Origin of the sequence: Citrobacter sp. RHB35-C17, assembly GCF_013816795.1 — a bacterium.
Lineage (GTDB): Bacteria > Pseudomonadota > Gammaproteobacteria > Enterobacterales > Enterobacteriaceae > Citrobacter_A > Citrobacter_A amalonaticus.
Map to the genome: position 1 here is coordinate 738,749 of NZ_CP057150.1, position 18,416 is coordinate 757,164.

The following is an 18,416-nucleotide window of genomic DNA, read 5'->3' on the forward strand; positions in this document are numbered from 1 at the left end:
ATGTGTATAGGCGTTCCAGGCCAGGTTCTGGCCGTCGGTGAAGATATTCACCAGCTTGCGCAGGTGGAAGTGTGCGGCATCAAGCGTGATGTGAATATTGCGCTGATTTGTGAAGGCAGTCCTGCGGAACTGGTCGGGCAGTGGGTGTTAGTGCATGTGGGGTTTGCGATGAGCATCATCGATGAAGAAGAAGCCAAAGCCACGCTGGATGCACTACGCCGTATGGAGTACGACGTCACCAGCGCATAAGAGTGAATGCCGGATAGGTTCTGTCCGGCATTTTTTAGCGTTAATTCTGGCGCTTATCTTCGGTATTGGTCTCGAAATCGCTGGCATCATGACGTTCATGAAGCTGCTCATTCAACGGTCCGTTGGTCCGGTTCACGATTCGCCCGCGTTTAACTGCCGGACGTTCCGCTATCTCTTTTGCCCAACGCTGCACATTTTTATAGTTGCCCGCATCAAGGAATTCTGCCGCATCGTACACATTGCCCAGCACCACGTTGCCAAACCACGGCCAGATAGCCATATCGGCAATGGTGTACTCATCGCCTGCCACGTAAGCGTTATTCGCCAGCTGTTTATCCAGCACGTCCAGCAGGCGTTTGGCTTCCATCGTAAAGCGGTTGATCGCGTACTCAATCTTCACCGGCGCGTAGTGGTAGAAATGACCGAAACCACCGCCGAGGAAGGGCGCTGCACCCTGCAGCCAGAACAGCCAGTTCAATGTCTCTGTACGTTTTGCTAAATCCTGTGGCAGGAAATAACCATATTTTTCTGCCAGATACAGCAGGATCGAGCCCGACTCAAACACACGCACCGGTGGATTTTGCGAATGATCGCGCAATGCCGGGATCTTCGAGTTGGGATTCACCTCCACAAAGCCGCTGGAGAACTGATCCCCTTCGCCAATGCGAATCAGCCAGGCATCATATTCCGCACCGCTCACTCCCTGTGCCAGCAGTTCTTCCAGCATGATGGTGACTTTCTGGCCGTTCGGCGTACCCAGCGAATAGAGCTGAAGCGGATGTTTACCGACCGGCAGCGTTTTGTCGTGCGTCGGACCGGAGACAGGACGGTTGATGTTGGCGAACGCACCGCCATTGGATTTTTCCCACGTCCAGACTTTCGCGGGCTGATAAGTGTTATCTGACATGTTGACCTGCCTTCTGAGTGGTTGTGTTGAAGCAGTGTAGCAGGTCGCCATCCGTACCTTTAACAGATCGGCACATTTACACCTGTCTATTTTTCGTTGTTGCGCACGCACCCGCTGCGTTGAGGTGTATGATGGTCGGCGGTGTAGGGCAGGCAAGCAGAAGCTGCCCAGCTGTATAGTTTTGAGGTAAGGTGCATGAGCAAAGGAACGACCAGTCAGGATGCCCCGTTCGGGACATTATTGGGCTATGCCCCCGGTGGTGTAGCGATCTACTCTTCAGATTACAGCTCCCTCGACCCGCGGGACTATGACGATGACGCCGCGTTTCGCAGCTACATCGACAACGAATACATGGGCCACAAATGGCAGTGCGTCGAGTTCGCGCGCCGTTTTCTCTTCCTGAATTATGGTGCGGTGTTCACCGATGTCGGCATGGCGTGGGAGATTTTCTCGTTGCGTTTCCTGCGCGAAGTGGTGAACGACAACATTCTGCCGCTACAGGCGTTTCCTAACGGGTCGCCTCGCGCACCGGTCGCCGGGGCGCTGCTGATCTGGCAGAAAGGCGGAGAATTTAAAGACACCGGCCATGTCGCGATTATCACTCAATTGCTGGATAACAAAATCCGCATTGCCGAGCAGAACGTCATTCACACGCCGCTTCCTCCCGGACAGCAGTGGACGCGTGAGCTGGAGATGGTGGTGGAAAATGGCTGCTATACCCTGAAAGACACCTTTGACGACACTACTATTCTGGGCTGGATGATCCAGACCGACGATACCCGGCACAGCCTGCCACAGCCGGAGATCGCCAATGATTCGCTGAAGATTGGCGCGGCAAGACTGGAAGAAAACGGCCAGTTTGACGGTAAATGGCTGGATGAACAGGATCCGCTGCAAAAAGCCTATGTGACAGCGAACGGTCACGTGATCAATCAGGATCCGTATCAGTATTTCACGATGACCGAGAGTGCCGAACAGGAGTTGATCAAAGCGACCAACGAGTTGCATCTGATGTATCTGCACGCTACAGACAAGGTGCTGAAAGACGACAATCTGCTGGCGCTGTTCGACATTCCCAAAATCCTCTGGCCGCGTTTGCGCCTCTCCTGGCAGCGCCGTCGCCACCATATGATCACCGGTCGTATGGATTTCTGCATGGATGAGCGCGGGCTGAAGGTGTACGAATACAACGCCGATTCCGCGTCGTGCCATACCGAAGCGGGGCTGATCCTCGAACGCTGGGCGGAGCAAGGCTATACCGGTAAAGGACATAACCCGGCGGAAGGCCTGATCAATGAGCTGGCGGGGGCCTGGAAACACAGCCACGCACGTCCATTCGTGCACATCATGCAGGATAAGGATATTGAGGAGAACTATCATGCCCAGTTTATGCAGCAGGCGCTGCATCAGGCCGGGTTTGAAAGTAAGATCCTGCGTGGGCTGGATGAACTGCGCTGGGACGATGCCGGACAACTCATTGACGGTGACGGACGCCTGGTGAACTGCGTCTGGAAAACCTGGGCATGGGAAACGGCGATTGAGCAGGTGCGTGAAGTCAGCGAAACCGAGTATGCCGCCGTGCCGATTCGTACCGGACATACTCATCAGGATGTGCGGTTGATCGATGTGCTACTGCGCCCGGAAGTGCTGGTCTTTGAGCCGCTGTGGACGGTGATCCCGGGTAACAAAGCGATCCTGCCGATCCTGTGGCAACTTTTCCCGCACCACCGCTATCTGCTGGATACCGATTTTGTCGTCAATGATGAACTGGCGCAAACCGGTTATGCGGTGAAACCGATTGCGGGTCGCTGTGGCAGCAATATCGACCTGGTCAGCCATCAGGAAGAACTGCTGGACAAAACCAGCGGGAAATTTGCTGCACAGAAGAACATTTATCAGCAATTATGGTGTCTGCCAAACGTTGCCGGTAAGTATATTCAGGTGTGCACTTTTACCGTTGGCGGCAACTACGGCGGCACCTGCCTGCGTGGCGACGAATCGCTGGTTGTTAAGAAAGAGAGCGACATTGAACCGTTGATTGTGGTGAAGGGGTGAGCTCTCAGCAGGATACGGTTATAGCCGGAGCATGTTTCTAAAGCCGAAAGCTGACCGATGCAGTCGATGTGTAAAAATCCGTAATCTCCCAGGGATTACGGATTTTTTTGCTTCTCAACCTGGTTCTCAGTACTGTCGATTTGCGGTTGTTGTGGCACACTAATTTTGTCATCTGAATAATACTTTCCTAACCTTTGGTTTTTCAAAAACCATAATCTGCTCTCTTTATTATCCAGAAGGTATTTGGTCATAGACGATGTTTAGTTATTAAGTTGGGTAGTGGAATTGTAATGACGCAGTAGGCTGTTTAATGTGAAAGAGAATGCTTAACGCACTCTTCTAAATACCACAGTATTCAGACAGATCAAATTTCTTCTCACTGTTTCTTGCCCTGATGGTGATGCTTAATTTGACATCGTTACCTTCTTCTTTCATATTTGATTTTTGTAATGAAGATTGTATCGTCGTAATCGAAATATCATTGTTTTTGAAAATAGATGTGGTTTTATCTGATTGTATCCGCTTTAATGTTAACATTTTGCCATTCAGTTTTATACTTGCTTTTTCTGAGAATTTTATCTTAACAGTATCATGAACAAAATCAGCTAAATAGCTTAAGTCATATGCCGTAGTATCTGTCCACGTTGTATGCCATTCTTTAGTATTTAAAGGATTTTTCATTAAAATATCTGCATACGCTCTGTCAGCATCTAATCTTTCTGTAAACCCACATTGAACAATTGATGCCAGCTTTAACGGTTTTATTCTTGTCGAGTCAGTTTTTAGAACTGGACTTTTTTAAGGCATAGAGCAAATGCGCATGACAATTTTTTGTACTCTGTATTATCGTGTTAGGATTCGGTAAACCTACAAGATCCCAGACGATTGCGCCATTATCATGGTCTATGTCGAAAAGAAACCATTCACAAACCATCTGTTATTAAACCCTATATATTATTTTTAATAACGCCATTTCTTTTGGGTTTCTATATACACCATCATTGAAGTCATCGCAGCATAATGCGTATTTTTGTATTTGACTTTTATAGTTTTCCATATTAAAGATATTATCTTCAAACAACATTTTTACCTTCCTTTAGTGCTCCTTTTTGTAATTGTTTGGCGGCTATCAAAACAGGAGATTTATTTTTACATTTATGCTCATTAATAAATCAATAATACATTTAAAGTTTTTGTCAAGTGACTAAAAGCCATATCAGATATTGTGTGTTATTTGGTTGTAAATGTTATTCAGGGAGGCTATCTTTATAGTCTAAAGATACGTTATGATTATGGTACTAATAAGAAATAAAAGTAAAACTAGATCTGTAAAAATTAATATTTATTATCTTGACAAGAAGATGTGTGCATATGCTATATAGTCTCAAAGACACTAAAATTTGTGCAATATGAATACTTCGAGGTTGGCTCACACATGGATAACTTACTCCTTAAAAGATACCGCGAATACGCTCATACCGAGGAAGCCTGTGCAATCCTCTTTGTTAAAAAAAATTTGGCTCAATCAAAAGGATATTGGATAGACATATCTAACTGTCGACGCTATGAGATGTCATCAGACGATCTGCACTTCAAGTTTGTCACGGGTGGGCTATACAAGAGGAAAATTCACCCACAATATCCACCGAAATCTTCATACATCATAAATAGCAGGTTTGATGAGCATAGCTATTACTTGATGGTTCGCGCCTTAACATGGGAAACCGCGCACAAAGACATAGAGCAACAAAAATCTAAGCGCGTAAAGCCATTAAAGTTCGAGATAACAGGAGTCAGTTATGATAAGAACAAAGATAAAAAAGGATATTTCCGAGACGACGCGCCGGAAGAAATCAAGGTACTTGCGGAAAACCTAAATGACAGGACTAATCCACTTTGGGATATAGCTATACAATATATAAATGAACCAGAGTTCGTTTATGAAGTCCGGCAAGTGAGACTCATTGATTGATAAACAAATATTCTCGCGCCATGAAAAAAATAAAAATCTTTCTAACAGGGTGATGGCCCACTACGTGAACCATCATCCATTACAAGTTTATATTGTAAGTATCCCGCATAATCGTGCCATTCACATTTAGAGATCCTCCGGCATAATCAATCTGCCAACAAAGGAGATCGCTATGCGTAAAGCCCGTTTTACTGAGCATCAGATCATTGCCGTCATTAAATCGGTTGAAGCCGGACGAACTGTTAAGGATGTCTGCCGGGAGGCCGGTATATCTGAAGCTACCTACTACAACTGGAAGTCCAGATACGGCGGCATGGAGGCTTCTGATATTAAAAAGATCAAGGATCTTGAGGACGAGAATCGGCGTCTCAAACAGATGTTTGCCGACCTGAGCCTTGAGAACCGGGCGCTGAAAGATGTTATCGAAAAAAAGCTTTAAAGCCAGCCTTTAAGCGTGAGCTGGTCACTCATCTGATAATGACATCTGGACTCAGTATCCGTCAGGCCTGCCGGAGTCTGAACCTGAGCAGAACGGTTTACCATTACCGTCCGGATACCACGCGTGACGAACCCGTTATTGTCGCGTTGCAGGCAATGGCAGAGCGATACCCACGGTACGGTTTTCCAAAACTTTTCCAGGTTCTGCGGCGGCAGGGATACCCGTGGAATCACAAAAGGATCCATCGTATTTATTGTCTGCTGAAGCTGAATTTTCGCCGTAAAGGCAAACAACGGTTGCCAGTGCGTAATCCCTCGCCACTGGCCACACCGGAAGCGCTGAACCAGAGCTGGTCTGTCGATTTTATGCATGATGCCCTGGTCTGTGGTCGTCGTTTTCGCACGTTCAATGTCGTTGATGACTTTAACCGTGAGGCGTTGTCGATTGAAATCGATCTGAATCTGCCAGCTCTGCGCGTCGTCCGGGTACTCGACAGGATCGCGGCAAATCGCGGCTATCCGGTCATGCTACGCATGGATAATGGTCCGGAATTTATCTCACTTGTACTGGCTGAATGGGCAGAGCAACATGCAGTAAAACTGGAATTTATTCAGCCGGATAAGCCGACGCAGAACGCTTTTATTGAGCGCTTTAACCGAACATACCGTACAGAAATACTCGATTTTATCTGTTCAGAACGCTGAATGAAGTGCGGGAAATCACGGCAAGATGGGTGTCAGAATATAACTGTGAACGCCCTCATCAATCACTGAACAATATGACGCCGGAGGAATATCGGCAACACAATCATTTGGCCGGGATCTCAAAAAATGCCTGGAACTAAAACGGGTCTATTTACAGTCACCCGGCCATGCTGTTGATGCTGGTACGCCTCACTCTCCATCACCTCGTTCACCCACGTCTGGCGGCGGGTGATGTTGAGATTACTGTCGTACGTGAAGCGCTCCTCGCGCATCAGGGTACTGCCGCTGCCCGTCCAGGTGGCATGGCTTATCTGGTCGTTCGCCGTCATGCTGTTGACCATCGTCCCGCGCAGCGAGTCCGATATCATCGACAGATTGTAGGCTTTGTCATACAGCCACTGGCGTTGCAGGTCCTTGTTCCTGGCCTGTGGCTCTGCCTGGCTCCCGGCCCGCTGTGTGGTCAGCCTCCCCGTCTGCGTGTAGCCAGGTTGCTGGTAAAAACCGGCTTCGCTTCGTCTGGATGTCTCCTGGCCACACAGGTCGTGCTCAAAGGTCAGCGGCGCGTGGTCTGCTATCTGCCATGACGTCAGATATCCGGGAATGCCCCGGATGCACCAGCTTGCCGATACTGTCGTCAACAGCTTTTCAGCCGATCCGCTCCAGGCTCTCCAGGCGGAAAGCCTGACGGTTGTGGGCGACACGCTTCCCGGGATTGTGCCTGTCCGATCTTCTGCGCCCGAAAGAGATGGGGCGATCGACAAACCGTTTATGGATCTACCGCCAGTCTATCCCGATCCCCAGATCCGTCATGACGATGTCGCCTCCCCGGTGGATACAGCCCAGCCTCATCTTGCCGTCACCCCGCTGTTACGTGGACTGGGTAGCTCGCTTTCTGTACGTAACTCACAGGATGCGGATGATTTTCTTGAGGAGGCGGGTCGGACGTTGCAGGCGGCTATCAGGGGATTACTCGATCTGCAACAGCGTCGCAACAGTCTTTCCGATAAACATTTGCGCCCGCTGGAGGATAACCCTTTACGCCTGAACATGGATTACACCGCCGCCCTCGATGTGATGTTTGCGGAGGGTAAAAGCCCGGTGCATCTGGCGGCGCCTGCCGCAGTCGGCGAGAGTCTGCGCAATGTCCGGCACCATGAAGAAGCAAACCGCGCAGCGATTGTCGAATCGCTGCGCGTATTACTGGATGCTTTCTCGCCACAGAGCTTGATGCGTCGTTTTGTACAGTATCGCCGCAGTCATGAACTGCGCCAGCCACTGGACGATGCTGGCGCCTGGCAGATGTACAGCCACTATTACGACGAGCTGGCGTCCGATCGTCAGCAGGGTTTTGAGATGCTGTTTAATGAGGTTTATGCCCAGGTGTATGACCGGGTATTACGTGAGAAACAGCGGGAGCCGGAAGCATGACAGGACGCTTTTTTCGTACCTGGATGGTGATGGTGCTTTTCAGTCTCACCCTGACAGGCTGCGAAACGGTGAAAAAGCTCGGCCAGGTGATTAAGAATCCGGACATTCAGGTTGGAAAGCCTGCGGAGCAACCCTCAGAAGTGACAGTCACGCTGTTGACCGAGCCTGACACCAATACCAATGCGGATGGTGAGGCTGCGGCAGTCGACGTACAGCTGATTTATATGAGCGATGACTCAAAATTACAGGCTGCTGATTATGACACGGTGGCCAGTACACCGTTGCCGGATGTGTTGGGCAAGAACTATATCGACCACCAGGATTTTAACCTGCTACCGGACACCCTAAAAACACTGCCGCCAGTGAAGATGGATGAAAAGACGCAGTTTATTGGTGTTGTAGCTTATTTCTCCGATGACCAGGCTACCGAGTGGAAACAAATCGAACCGGTAGAAGGTACCGGCCACAGCTACCGCCTGCTGGTACATGTACGACAGGGAAGTATTGAAATGAAAAAAGAGGACGACTGACGATGGCGAACATGAAAAATAAAGTGATCTGGCAGGAGGGATTGTTTGCCCTGCCGCAGCACTTCCAGCAACAGCAGCGCAATCAGGAATATTTGCTGAACCAGCGTATTAGTGCACAGGCTGATTTTGCCTGGGGATTCACCTCGCTGTCGATCAATACCGAGTTGCTTGCCCAGGGAAAACTCATGCTGAACAATGCGGCGGGTTGTATGCCGGATGGTACAGTGTTCAACATTCCGGAGCAGGACCAGCTCCCCGAACCGTATCAACCGCGCGATCTTTCCCGGTCCGGAAGCCAGGACATCTATCTGGCATTGCCCGTTATCAGTGATATCACCTGTGAAATTGAAGGCCGCCAAAGTGCCGGGCAGGGAACGGAACGTTACCGTCTGGCCCGCGCCGATGTCCGTGATTTACACTCCGATGATGGCGACGTGCAACAAATTGTTCTGGGGCAACTGGCGGCGAAAATCGTCAGCGGCGCGGACGATCTCAGTGCGATGGTCACGTTGCCGCTGTGTCGCATTCTCAGCCAGCAGGCCAATGGTGCGCTGGTGCTGGATGAAAGCTTTATCCCGACCTGCCAGGCTATCCGCGTTAGCCCGGAACTGAACGGGTTTGCCGGTGATGTGCAGGGGCTTATCAGCAACCGCGCCAGCGAACTGGCAAAGCGTATTGGTTCCCCGGAGCAGAGCGGTATCGCGGATGTGGCTGAGTTTATGATGCTGCAGATGCTTAACCGCAATCAGATGCATTTCACCCACCGCTCACACCTGCATACCCTGCATCCGGAAGCGTTTTATCTGGATCTTGTCCGGCTATTGGGTGAGCTGATGACCTTTACAGAAGACAATCGGCTGCCCTGTTCGGTGGAAGTTTACAACCACCGCGATCTGACGCATTCATTTAATACAGTGATCCCGGAACTGCGCCGGGCGCTCAATACCGTGTTGATGCCACGCGCTCAGAATCTGCCGCTCGTCTTCTCCGACGGGTTTTATGTCGCCACGGTCAATGATCCTACACTGTTACGCTCCGGAACTTTCATTCTGGCGGTACGCGCGCGGATGCCGCACAGCCAGCTTATTCATCAGTTTACCCAGCAGTCAAAAATCGCGGCTACCAACAAAATCCGCGATATGGTCAGCGTCCAGGTGCCGGGTGTTCCACTGACGCCCCGCACCGCAGCCCCGCGCCAGTTACCGTATCACGACGGTTTTGTTTATTTCGAGCTGGATAAAGGCGCTGCCGCCTGGCAGGACGTTGTGAAAGCCGGAGCGCTGGCGCTGCATATCTCCGGTACTTTTCCGGATCTGGGTATCCAGCTGTGGGCGATAAGGAGCTAAGAACATGAGCGAGCAGTTCCTCCCGTCGGACGCCATGAATGACCGCCAGGCTACAGGGAATACACAGGATAAGAAGAGTGCTGTGGTACACGATGTGGATGAAGATCTCTCCAGCCGCCAGTATCGACTCCCCCTGCGCGGAAACAGTCTCAACCCGATGATTGACGCCGCCACGCCACTGCTGGGGATGGTCATGCGCGTGGATGGGATGAACAGTCAGAGTATGCCGGAACACCTTTTTGCGCAGGTCGTGACGGACGTTCAGGCTGTGGAGCAATTGCTTCAGGACAAAATGTTAAATTCCATAGAAGAATGATCGGTATTTGTTGAATCGCATCCTGATTAATTTTCAGGTGCTAAAATGCATTTACAATCAATCGATTATCCAACGTTGGGCGTTAAGCCTCGTATTATACCTGTTGTTTCCACTAAGGGCGGCGAGGGTAAGTCTACTCAGTCAGCTAATCTTGCAGGATTTCTGGCCGATGCAGGCATCAAAACACTTCTGATTGATGGCGATCATGCTCAGCCAACGGCCAGCAGTATATTCCCGCTTGAATACGAAGCCCCTGGTGGTTTGTACGAACTGTTGATGCAGACAGTTGATCTCTCCGATCCCGATAATCTGATCTCCCGTACGTCAATCAATAATCTGGACATTATCGTTTCCAACGATCCTCGTAATTTTCTCCCTACTGCAATGCTGAATGCGCCTGATGGGCGAGTTCGTCTCCGAAATGCTCTTTCACATCCCCTTTTTAATTCATATGGCGTGATTATTGTCGATTCACAAGGCTCGCGGTCAGTGATGTCTGAGTTAATCATCCTTGCTTCCACCGGAACCATGGTGGGTATTGCCAAACCAATTCTTCCTGATGTCAGGGAGTTCATGCGCGGTACAGTCGCGCTGATGGAAGAATTGCTGCCTTATTGTGCGTTTGGCATTCAGCTTCCGGTCACAAAATTGCTTATCAACTGTATGGAATACGACAATCTTTCTGTTGAGACTCTCGCCGAAGTCAAAGCGGTCGTTGAAGATAAACGCTACAGCGTCCATGCAGACAAAATTCATATCGACTTGCTGGAGACATGTATCTATGACCTGACTGTCTATGTCCTTGGGCATGTTAAGGGCGTACCGGTACATCGTCTTGAAAAAAATACCCGGCGTAAAAGCGACTCAGCATTTACGTCAATGTATCAGTTGGCATGTGAACTTTTCCCTGAGTGGAAAGCGAATTTTGATGCGTTAGCTAATGCGGGGGGCGAGGAATGACCTCTAACAACCGCAGAAATGTATCAGGGCTGTTTTCTCAGGATGCTGAGCAGAGCGTCATTGGTGGCCTGATGCTTGATAACGACTGCTGGGATGAAGTGGCGCTCCGTCTCAATACCGATGATTTCTATTTCAAGGTTCACCAGGTCATCTTTCATGAAATGGCGCGCCTGGTTGCAGCAGGGCGTCCGATTGACCTGATCACACTTGCTGAGAGCATTGAAAGCCGCGGTAAGGATGCACTTGAGCAACTTGGCGGATTCGCCTATCTGGCTGAACTTTCAAAAAATACTCCGAGTGCGGCCAATATCGTCGCTTACTGTGACATTGTTGCCAGGTTCAGCCAGGGGCGACAGTTGGTCGCAATTGGTACTGAGATAACCGAGACTGTTAAGGCATCCGGTGCTGATATCGGGGCGGTGATGGAAACCGCAGAGCAAAAAATTACGCGGCTGGCAGAACGTTCAGAACCACAGCAGGCTGTGACGCTGCTTGACGGCATGGAAAAACTCCTGACAGAGCTGGAACGTCGTTGCAATGTGCCTGATGGTATTACTGGTACGCCTACGGGATTTGAAGATTTTGATGCCATGACCAGCGGGCTGCAGGCTGCTGATCTGATACTTATAGCAGCAAGGCCTTCAATGGGGAAAACTGCTTTTCTGATCAGCCTGATTCTTAATTCACTTCTAAAAAAAGCCGATACGCATGCGCAGTTTTACAGCCTTGAGCAGCCCACCGAGCAGATCCTCATGCGTATGGTCGCTTCACTTGGCAGTGTAGATCTAACACATTTAAAAAATGGTCAGATGGATGATGAGGACTGGGCGCGCGTTTCAAACGCGTCTTCACTATTGATGGGTGACCTTAAAGACCGCCTCATCATAGATGACACAGGCTCATTGACCCCCGCCATGCTCAGAATTCGCGCCCGTCGTAACGCCCGCCGTTATGGTCACCCTTCAGTCATCGGTCTTGATTACCTGCAACTGATGCGTTGTCCGGATCAGGAGAACCGCACACAGGAAATTGCTGAAATCTCGCGGTCACTCAAAGCGCTGGCGAAAGAAATGGGTTGTCCGGTTGTTGCCCTTTCGCAGCTGAATCGTCAACTGGAGAGTCGTGCTGATAAACGGCCGAACAATGGCGATCTTCGTGATTCCGGTGCACTGGAACAGGATGCTGATGTAATTGTCTTTATCTATCGTGATGAGGTCTATCACGAAAACACTGAAGACAGTGGTATGCATGGCCACGGGCTGCCGTTGCTGGTTTGGCTGGCATATTCACACTAGTTGCAGTGGTGTAAAAAGCGTTCGCCGATCTCTGCACTTTTATGGTTTCAGCGGGAGAGCCGAAGTTGCGCTCTATATCTATACCGTTTTACAGCGGCAACTTCGTGCAGACACTGACGGTCAGATTGCCGGATGTATGCACAGCAGAATGAAGGTGCTGTTTTCCCGACTTATGATGAGCTCCAGGTTCAGCTGGCGTCGGCACATTCAGAGAAGGCCTCCAGAGATACGGTCAGCCGCGTTCTGCTGATGCTGCGTCTTACAGGCTGGCTCAGCCTGTGTAAGCGTGTTCGCGACGACCATGGTCGTGTGCGGGGCAATATCTATGCACAACATGATGAGCCGTTGGGCTACCGTGATGCTGAGACTTTTGATCCGGGCTGGCTGACCCTTGTTGAAGAGAGTTGCCTGAGCAGGAATAAAGCCGTACGTATGACGGCGCTGGCTGTAGTCAATGATATCCTTCATGATCCGGGAATGCGCCACCGTCACAGCCGCCTGGCCATTATTGAGAGCCGGCTGAGTGCACCTGCCACACCAGAACAAATGGCTCGTCAGCGACAGGCTGTGCAACCGAGTCCGAAATCAGGACTCAGTAAAAAACGCATAAAAAACAGCCCGAATTCACTGAGTCCGGAAAACGGACTCAGTTCCCTTAAACCTGATAATTCACAGAGTCCGGAAAATGGACTCAGTAAAAAATCAAGGAGTTACGCCGGAGTCCGAAATTCGGACTGTATCCGCCGTTGCGTGCGTTTTTCAGACGACTTTCACGAGAATGCGGTTTTACAGTCAGTCCGCACAGGTTCCGACACACCATCGCGACTAACCTGATGCGTTTGCCGGATCGTAACCTGAAGATGGCACAGGACCTGCTGGGTCATTCAACACCGGCGGTCACGCTGGAGTATGTTGAAAGTGACCTGGATAAGGTCCGGGACATGCTGGAGGAACTGGATGCGGCATAAGACTAATCTTAAGTTAAATCTAAGTTGATGAAATTAAAAAAGGAAAAAAAAGGGATGTTTGCTTTACAAAAGATTGACACAGGGAAGATCTGAGGGTAAATACGTTCGTGAAGTAAATTGTGGACGAGAGAAATCCAGAGGATGGCTGAAACATCCTCTGGATTTAAGTCCCGTGTTCAACTGATGCGGTAACACAGATACCATTGCCGTCTGGGGACTACTGTCTTGCCCGTTAAGGATCTCATCTCTTAACGAACAGGCTCTGAAGAAGTGGTGCCCGGACTCGGAATCGAACCAAGGACACGGGGATTTTCAATCCCCTGCTCTACCGACTGAGCTATCCGGGCAACGGGGCGCATTAAAACCGATCCGCCTCGTTTCGTCAACGAAATTTCTTCAATTCAACGCAGACTGCACAATCTATCACCACTTTGCTGTTATTGCACGCATTCTCAAGCGAAATACGCGGTCCAGGCGGCGGAAAGCGGCATGGCGAGGAGCAGCGCCGGGAGCATATTGACCACGGCAAACATTTTGATTCCGCAGATGCGTAAACCAGTGGCGACCAGCAATAACCCCCCGACCGAACTGAAATCGGCCATCATTGCGGGGGTGGTGAGCGGCAATATCAGCGCCGCGCAGGTCGCCAGTGAAAGCTGGATGAGCAGCATCGGAGCCGCGATAGCCGACACGGCGATACCCAGAGAGCAGGCGAAGATCATGGCGGTAAAGAAATCGAGGAAGGATTTAGCAATCAGGATGCTCGGATCGCCGGTCATTCCTTCGCGCATAGCCCCAAAAATCCCCGTCCCGCTGGCGCAGAAAAGGACAATGATGGCGACATAATTCTGGATAAACGATTCATGGGGCTGCTTTTTACCCGACCGCATAAAGAGTGTCTGCGCTTTGGCGACGGCGGTGTTGATCCCCTTTTCCAGATAGCAAAACTCACCAATTAGTGCGCCGACCAGCGTTGCCAGCACCATAACCGGAAGATTGGCGCATTTGACCACCAGTAAGATACCAATGCCAAGTGATGCGAGACCGAAAATAGAGGTCATGGAGACACGAATCCGTTCCGGCAAACGTTGGCTAAGAAGGGCGCCAATAACACCACCCACCAAAACGGCGCTGGCGTTAATAAAAGGTCCAATTACCACGTAAGCTCCTGCTCATTATGTTGTCAAAGTGCATTATTATGACCTGGTTCTCATTTACAGTGTTGTTTAACCGCAACAAGTGTGCATAAGAATTAAATCTTGCCCCTCCTGGTTAAAGGTGCCATGATTGCGCGAATTTTCTCCAGTCTGTTCGGGGCCGCATGGGATGAACGCAACACCTTCACATCGCCTTTCGCATCGCCGGTTAGCGCGATGGCTGCCCCTTCTCGTTATTCCTTCCCTCTTACTCACCATGCGGTGAGGGCAACGTATGCTCACTGCAGGACAACAGTAAAATCAGAAACGGTCTGCTTTTACTGATGTCTGGCGGTCGGAGCTGGTGACCAGTTTGACCTAAACATCTCGTGGGGCAGGGCAATGAGCCTTGTCCGGGACTCTTATTCTCCCGAAACGGGTTTTTGCGCTTATGAAATCAATGAACATTGCCGCCAGTAGTGAACTGGTTTCTCGTTTATCTACTCATCGCGGTGTTGTGGCGCTGGACAGTACTGACTTTACCGATGTCGCTGCCGTCGTCATGACCGTTACCGATAGCCGTAGCGGCATTCTTGCGTTACTCAAACGCACGGGCTTTCATCTGCCGGTCTTTATTCTCACCGAAGAGAACATAGCTCTACCCGCAGGCGCGACCGCCGTTATTCGCGGTACTGCGCAGGAGTGGCTGGAGCTGGAATCTGCCGCCAGCCTGTATGAGGAAGACCTTCTGCCGCCGTTTTACGACACGCTGACGCAGTATGTGGATATGAAAAACAGCACGTTCGCCTGTCCGGGGCATCAGCACGGCGCATTCTTTAAAAAGCACCCAGCCGGGCGTCATTTCTATGACTTCTTTGGTGAAAATGTTTTTCGTGCCGACATGTGCAATGCCGACGTGAAATTGGGGGATTTGCTGATTCACGAGGGGTCAGCCAAAGATGCGCAAAAGTTTGCCGCCAAAGTCTTCCATGCCGATAAAACCTATTTTGTCCTGAACGGCACGTCAGCGGCGAATAAAGTGGTCACCAATGCGCTGCTGACGCGGGGCGATCTGGTGCTGTTCGATCGCAACAACCACAAATCGAATCACCACGGTGCGCTGATTCAGGCGGGGGCGACTCCGGTCTATCTGGAAGCGGCCCGTAACCCGTTTGGTTTTATCGGCGGGATCGATGAACACTGCTTTGATGAAGCGTATCTGCGCGAACAGATCCGCGACATAGCCGCAGAAAAGGCAGAGTTGCCGCGTCCCTTCAGGCTTGCAATCATCCAGTTGGGAACCTACGACGGCACGATCTACAATGCCCGTCAGGTGATCGACAAAATCGGTCATCTTTGTGACTACATTCTGTTTGACTCTGCCTGGGTCGGCTATGAGCAGTTTATCCCGATGATGGCCGACGGTTCGCCGCTGCTGCTGGAGCTGAATGAAAACGATCCGGGTATTTTCGTCACCCAGTCGGTGCATAAACAGCAGGCCGGGTTCTCACAGACCTCGCAGATCCACAAGAAAGATAATCACATTCGTGGCCAGGCGCGTTTCTGTCCGCATAAGCGGCTGAACAATGCGTTCATGCTGCACGCTTCAACCAGTCCGTTCTACCCGCTGTTTGCCGCGCTGGATGTCAATGCCAAAATCCACGAAGGGGAGAGTGGTCGACGTCTGTGGGCAGAGTGCGTGACGCTGGGGATTGAGGCGCGTAAGGCTATCCTGACCCATTGTAAGCTGCTTGTGCCGTTCATTCCGCCAGTTGTGGAGGGTAAGGCGTGGCAGTCGTATCCCACCGAGGTGATTGCCCGCGAGCGGCGTTTCTTCAGCTTTGCGCCGGGCGCAAAATGGCACGGCTTCGAAGGGTATGCCGACGATCAGTATTTTGTCGATCCGTGCAAGCTGCTGCTCACCACGCCGGGTATTGATGCGCAGACCGGACGTTATACTGATTTTGGTATTCCGGCCACCATTCTGGCCCATTACCTGCGTGAAAACGGTATTGTGCCGGAGAAGTGCGATCTCAACTCGATTCTGTTCCTGCTGACGCCCGCCGAGAGTCCGGAAAAAATGGCGCATTTAACGGCGATGCTGGCACAGTTTGAACAGCATATCGAAGACGACACGCCGCTTGCACAGGTGCTTCCGACTATCTTCAATAAATATCCGGTGCGCTATCGCGACTACACCCTGCGCGAACTGTGTCAGGAGATGCACGATCTGTATGTCAGTTTTGACGTGAAGGCTCTGCAAAAAGCGATGTTCCGTCAGGAGAGTTTCCCGACGGTGGCGCTGAACCCACAGGATGCCCACAGCGCCTTTATTCGTGGTGATGTTGAACTGGTGCGCATTCGTGATGCTGAAGGCCGTATCGCGGCGGAAGGGGCGCTGCCGTATCCTCCGGGCGTGCTGTGCGTAGTGCCGGGCGAAGTCTGGGGCGGTGCGGTACAGCGTTATTTCCTGGCGCTGGAAGAGGGGGTGAATATGCTGCCTGGGTTCTCGCCGGAGTTGCAGGGCGTTTATAGTGAAACCGATGCCGATGGCATTAAACGGTTATACGGGTATGTGTTGAAGTAATCGAAAGAGAATGCCGGATGGCGCTTGCGCTTATCCGGCCAGGTGTATCGGAGTAGGCCGGATAAGACGCGAAAGCGTCTTATCCGACAGAGAGATTAATGTGCGACGGTCTGCGTGCCGGTCGGGACGCGAACGTGCTTGTACTTAAACAGCGCCACGAAGGCAAAGGCCAGAACCAGTGAGTAGCCGGCAAAAATCAGCCACACGGTCTGCCAGTCGGTAATGCCGTTCAGGGTGTAATGCTCTACCACTTTCCCGCTTACCACGCCGCCGAGGATACAGCCGAAGCCGTTGGTCATCATCAGGAACATGCCCTGCGCACTGGCGCGGATTTCCGGACGAACTTCTTTCTCAACGAACACCGAACCGGAGATGTTGAAGAAGTCGAAGGCGCAGCCGTAAACAATCATCGACAGAACCAGCAGCACGGTACCAAACGGGCTCGGGTCGCCGTAGGCGAACAGGCCGAAGCGCAACATCCACGCCACGATACTGATCAGCATGACGTTCTTGATCCCGTAACGGCTGAGGAAGAACGGAATGGTCAGGATGAACAGGGTTTCGGAGATCTGCGAGATCGACATCATCACCGACGCGTGCTCAACGATAAAGCTTCCGGAGAACAGCGGGTTGTTGTCGAAGCTGTGCAGGAAGGTGTTCCCGAACATGTTGGTAATTTGCAGTTCTGCGCCGAGCATCATTGAGAAGATGAAGAAGATAGCCATACGCTTGTTTTTAAACAGCGCGAAGGCATCCAGACCCAGCATAGAAGTCCAGCTTTGATTCTTCTGCTGATTCGCCACCGGAATGTGCGGCAGGGTCAACGTAAACAGCACCAGCATCACAGAGAGCGCCGCGCCAATATACAGCTGCATATGGCTCAGTTCGAAACCGGAGAAGCTCACGGCCCACATGGCGGCGATGAAACCGATGGTGCCCCAGATACGAATCGGCGGGAAGTCAGTAACGATGTCCATGCCTGCGTTCTGCAAGCGGTAATAGGAAATGGTGTTGATAAGCCCAAGCGTTGGCATATATGCCAGTGAGTTAAGCAGGATCACAAAGAACATCGCACCCGGCGTCGTGACTTCAGCGGCGATGAACAGCGTCACTGCACCCACCACGTGACAGATGGCGTATACCCACTTTGCACTGAGCCATTTGTCCGCCACGATCCCCAACAGGGTCGGCATCAGAACCGCCGCGATCCCCAGCGAGCTATAGACAGCACCAATAGAAGCACCGTCAAATTTGAGGGTGACAAACATATAGGAGCCGAGGGTGGTCAGCCAACTTCCCCACAGGCAGAACTGCAGAAAGGAGAGTATTTTCAGCTGCAGCTTAAGATTCATGTTAATTTCCTCACACAGGAAGGCGGATGAATGTTTCGTTTGGCACAAATGCCGTGACTGTATGATGTGATTCTATCAACGACGATGGGTGATTTTTTGTTACCTGTGACAAATAATTGCAAAACAATACCTTTTTGCAATGCGAAAAAGTGACTTTTGTCACGTTTTGGGT

At 50.9% G+C, this 18,416-nt stretch carries 14 protein-coding genes, 1 tRNA gene and 5 pseudogenes; 13 read left to right on the forward strand and 7 right to left on the reverse strand.

The genetic code is table 11. The features are described 5' to 3' along the window. Positions 1-249 (forward strand): hydrogenase maturation factor HybG, encoded by a 249-nt coding sequence (gene hybG, locus HVZ37_RS03590; protein ID WP_042998137.1) that lies wholly within the window; start codon positions 1-3, stop codon positions 247-249. A gap of 40 nt (positions 250-289) precedes the next feature. Here hybG and yghU read toward each other — a convergent pair whose 3' ends face one another. After that, positions 290-1,156 carry a glutathione-dependent disulfide-bond oxidoreductase gene (gene yghU, locus HVZ37_RS03595; protein WP_042998136.1) on the reverse strand — a complete coding sequence of 289 codons (867 nt, stop codon included), beginning with the start codon at positions 1,154-1,156 and terminating at the stop codon, positions 290-292. A gap of 195 nt (positions 1,157-1,351) precedes the next feature. Between yghU and gss the strand changes: the two genes are divergently transcribed. Next, entirely contained in the window at positions 1,352-3,211 is a 1,860-nt protein-coding gene (gene gss, locus HVZ37_RS03600; protein ID WP_181628113.1) for a bifunctional glutathionylspermidine amidase/synthase, read from the forward strand. 339 nt (positions 3,212-3,550) lie between these two features. Here the strand turns inward: gss and HVZ37_RS23045 are convergent, their stop codons facing one another. Next, positions 3,551-3,976, reverse strand: coding sequence for a replication initiation protein (locus HVZ37_RS23045; protein ID WP_346654974.1), 426 nt, complete (start codon positions 3,974-3,976; stop codon positions 3,551-3,553). A 10-nt stretch (positions 3,977-3,986) separates the two neighbouring features. Then, complete coding sequence (locus HVZ37_RS23050; RefSeq protein ID WP_240144626.1) at positions 3,987-4,145, reverse strand: replication initiation protein; 159 nt, start codon at positions 4,143-4,145, stop codon at positions 3,987-3,989. Positions 4,146-4,646: 501 nt separating this feature from the next. On the opposite strand from HVZ37_RS23050, the gene HVZ37_RS03610 reads away from it, so the two are divergent. Continuing rightward, the gene (locus HVZ37_RS03610; RefSeq protein ID WP_130097883.1) at positions 4,647-5,183 is read left to right on the forward strand and encodes a hypothetical protein; all 537 of its coding nucleotides are present in this window, start codon (positions 4,647-4,649) and stop codon (positions 5,181-5,183) included. Between the two features lie 172 nt (positions 5,184-5,355). After that, positions 5,356-6,466 (forward strand): annotated as a pseudogene (locus HVZ37_RS03615) (IS3 family transposase). Here the strand turns inward: HVZ37_RS03615 and HVZ37_RS03620 are convergent. Then, positions 6,446-6,964 carry a hypothetical protein gene (locus tag HVZ37_RS03620; protein ID WP_249418375.1) on the reverse strand — a complete coding sequence of 173 codons (519 nt, stop codon included), beginning with the start codon at positions 6,962-6,964 and terminating at the stop codon, positions 6,446-6,448. The pseudogene HVZ37_RS03615 and the gene HVZ37_RS03620 overlap by 21 nt on opposite strands. Between HVZ37_RS03620 and tagH the strand changes: the two are divergent. From tagH to HVZ37_RS03655, 8 genes and pseudogenes are all read left to right on the forward strand, one after another. Then, positions 6,918-7,754 (forward strand): annotated as a pseudogene (tagH, locus tag HVZ37_RS03625) (type VI secretion system-associated FHA domain protein TagH); the annotation flags it as partial. The gene HVZ37_RS03620 and the pseudogene tagH sit on opposite strands and share 47 nt — an antisense overlap. A 23-nt stretch (positions 7,755-7,777) precedes the next feature. After that, positions 7,778-8,284, forward strand: coding sequence for a type VI secretion system lipoprotein TssJ (gene tssJ, locus HVZ37_RS03630; RefSeq protein ID WP_090049169.1), 507 nt, complete (start codon positions 7,778-7,780; stop codon positions 8,282-8,284). Positions 8,285-8,286: 2 nt separating this feature from the next. Beyond that, positions 8,287-9,630, forward strand: a complete 1,344-nt coding sequence (tssK, locus tag HVZ37_RS03635; protein ID WP_181628114.1) for a type VI secretion system baseplate subunit TssK — start codon at positions 8,287-8,289, stop codon at positions 9,628-9,630. A gap of 34 nt (positions 9,631-9,664) precedes the next feature. After that, positions 9,665-9,922: pseudogene (locus HVZ37_RS03640) on the forward strand (DotU family type IV/VI secretion system protein); the annotation flags it as partial. Positions 9,923-9,991: 69 nt separating this feature from the next. Further along, positions 9,992-10,906, forward strand: a complete 915-nt coding sequence (locus tag HVZ37_RS03645; RefSeq protein ID WP_181628115.1) for a ParA family protein — start codon at positions 9,992-9,994, stop codon at positions 10,904-10,906. Continuing rightward, positions 10,903-12,201: an SPI-7-type island replicative DNA helicase gene (dnaB-PI, locus tag HVZ37_RS03650; RefSeq protein WP_249418376.1), complete on the forward strand. Its 1,299-nt coding sequence runs from the start codon at positions 10,903-10,905 to the stop codon at positions 12,199-12,201. The genes HVZ37_RS03645 and dnaB-PI overlap by 4 nt, the downstream gene beginning before the upstream one ends. After that, positions 12,134-12,334 (forward strand): annotated as a pseudogene (locus HVZ37_RS23055) (DUF2786 domain-containing protein); the annotation flags it as partial. The gene dnaB-PI and the pseudogene HVZ37_RS23055, both read left to right, overlap by 68 nt. Next, positions 12,331-13,169, forward strand: a pseudogene (locus HVZ37_RS03655) (STY4528 family pathogenicity island replication protein); the annotation flags it as partial. The pseudogenes HVZ37_RS23055 and HVZ37_RS03655, both read left to right, overlap by 4 nt. A gap of 271 nt (positions 13,170-13,440) precedes the next feature. On the opposite strand, the gene HVZ37_RS03665 reads toward HVZ37_RS03655, so the two are convergent. Together HVZ37_RS03665 and HVZ37_RS03670 are read right to left on the reverse strand one after the other, a co-directional pair. Further along, a tRNA-Phe gene (locus HVZ37_RS03665) sits at positions 13,441-13,516 on the reverse strand. 105 nt (positions 13,517-13,621) lie between these two features. After that, the gene (locus tag HVZ37_RS03670) at positions 13,622-14,329 is read right to left on the reverse strand and encodes a DUF554 domain-containing protein (RefSeq protein ID WP_099433637.1); all 708 of its coding nucleotides are present in this window, start codon (positions 14,327-14,329) and stop codon (positions 13,622-13,624) included. A 427-nt stretch (positions 14,330-14,756) separates the two neighbouring features. On the opposite strand from HVZ37_RS03670, the gene HVZ37_RS03675 reads away from it, so the two are divergent. Next, positions 14,757-16,892 (forward strand): ornithine decarboxylase, encoded by a 2,136-nt coding sequence (locus HVZ37_RS03675; RefSeq protein WP_181628116.1) that lies wholly within the window; start codon positions 14,757-14,759, stop codon positions 16,890-16,892. Positions 16,893-16,987: 95 nt separating this feature from the next. Here HVZ37_RS03675 and HVZ37_RS03680 read toward each other — a convergent pair whose 3' ends face one another. Beyond that, a complete protein-coding gene (locus HVZ37_RS03680) occupies positions 16,988-18,244 on the reverse strand; it encodes a nucleoside permease (RefSeq protein ID WP_044255678.1) in 1,257 nt (418 codons plus the stop codon). Positions 18,245-18,416 lie beyond the last annotated feature (172 nt).